The 1,668-nt window shown below is 59.8% G+C and carries 2 protein-coding genes and 1 pseudogene; all 3 read right to left on the reverse strand.

Features of this window, described 5'->3' with window-relative positions; genetic code table 11:
• Positions 1-380 precede the first annotated feature (380 nt).
• Entirely contained in the window at positions 381-554 is a 174-nt protein-coding gene (locus tag PU724_RS33660) for an RES domain-containing protein (RefSeq protein ID WP_354426075.1), read from the reverse strand.
• Positions 551-757 (reverse strand): annotated as a pseudogene (locus tag PU724_RS33665) (hypothetical protein); the annotation flags it as partial. The gene PU724_RS33660 and the pseudogene PU724_RS33665, both read right to left, overlap by 4 nt.
• Before the next feature lie 191 nt (positions 758-948).
• A complete protein-coding gene (locus PU724_RS33670) occupies positions 949-1,407 on the reverse strand; it encodes a hypothetical protein (protein WP_354426073.1) in 459 nt (152 codons plus the stop codon).
• Positions 1,408-1,668 lie beyond the last annotated feature (261 nt).

The raw sequence follows: 1,668 nt of genomic DNA on the forward strand, positions 1-1,668 counted from the left end.
CAGGAGTCGCGCTGCCCATCAGCCAAGCCTCCGATCAGGCCCGAGCCGAGCTAATGGCTTCCTTCAGAAGCAGAGAGCGATCTGACGCGGGGCGTTGAGTCTCGGTGGCTGTCGTCAAGCAGATCAGTGTTAGACGTCATGTTCCGAGGCGGAGATCGGTGGCCCGCCCGCACGTACGGAGGGCGAGCCATGGGAGAGTATAGCGAAGCATTTGTTGCGTTTGATGTAACCAAGAAGAAGCACGCGGTGGCGATCGCGGAATTTTCTTATAGATGCGAGCGATCTGGCGCCAGGCACAATCCCATTCCTGCCAAGCGGCGTCCCAGATGTCCGGGTCGAACCCCTGCGAAAGGTCGGCCACCTCGCCGAGCGTGATCTTGCTATTCATCAAGAGCCGTCTGGGCCGAACGGGACAGATAGAGCGCTTCGACGCCTGGCCGGTTGAAACGACCGCCGTCGATCGCCGCGCCTGCACTGCTGGTCGGCAGGAAAGCCCATTTGGGTGCCAGACAGCGATGGAAGGTCTCCTTCGACCCGACGCCGGCGACCTTCACCCGCGCGCCCCGTTCTCAGGACCCCGGATGAAGGCCAGGACTGCTTCGACCTGGCCGTCCGCGACGAGTTCGGCAGCCGTGCGATGGCCATAGTCAGCGATCGGTTCATTGCGATACCAGTAGATCGCCTTGTCGATATCGCCGGTGAGCTCCGTCGCGGCCGAGATCACTTTTACCATCTCGCGCATCCGGCCGTCCCCACGGATCAATCTGAAACGACCGGTAGGTCGCCGACTGTCGTCTTTGGCACTCGGCCAGCGGTTTTGCCTCCCATGCGTCCCCCTCTTCAAGTTTGGGGAGAAGCCTTCCCAGCTGCTACAGGCCAATACCGCGCGATCCCGGTGCTCTTTGCGGCAACAGCGGTTTAAACAGACTTCAAGCCAGAAATATACGTTCAGTCAAACCTGTAGGAGAACTCTATGAACGTGCCCAATCGCTCCATGCTGTACTTAGCAAGAGCAGGGTGCTTAACAATCTTGCCGACGTCGTCGCAGATGCAGTTATAGGTTGCATTTCTGTTGTTCGTCGTCCACATTGCCCAATACCGGGCACCAATGCCGATGCTGAAATTCTTGTTGAAGAAGTAGGATAGTGCTCCTTCCACCTGAACGCCACCGCCACCTTGCCCCCGCTGATCGTAGAAAGTTGGTCCAGGCCGAAGGAGGTGGTCGTCACGACCACGGAAGTCCGTCCACGGCAGGTAAGCAACATCGGCGCTCACACGCCAGCGCTCAAGCAGCATAGTCTCGGCGTAAAGGCCGATGCGCGGCGCATTCCAATCGGATTCTTGACGGCCAGCAATCCGAGTCTGCCTTGGCACCTGGCATGGACTGAGCGGCGAAGCGATCTGCACGCATCCGATCGAATCCGACTTCTGGCCGTCAACGCCCCGCGTCAGATCGCTCTCTGCTTCTGAAGGAAGCCATTAGTTCGGCTCGGGCCTGATCGGAGGCTTGGCTGATGGGCAGCGCGACTCCTGTACCAGCTCTATGACCGAGTCGGTTTTGGAGTGCCTGCCGATCGATGTCGAGGTTGTCGAGGTGCAGCCTGGCTGGCTGCCCCCTTTGCCCCAGTCGTCCGACCAGCGCCCTGGTGCCGTCAAGCACAAAGACGC

Origin of the sequence: Mesorhizobium abyssinicae (assembly GCF_049887195.1) — a bacterium.
Lineage (GTDB): Bacteria > Pseudomonadota > Alphaproteobacteria > Rhizobiales > Rhizobiaceae > Mesorhizobium > Mesorhizobium abyssinicae.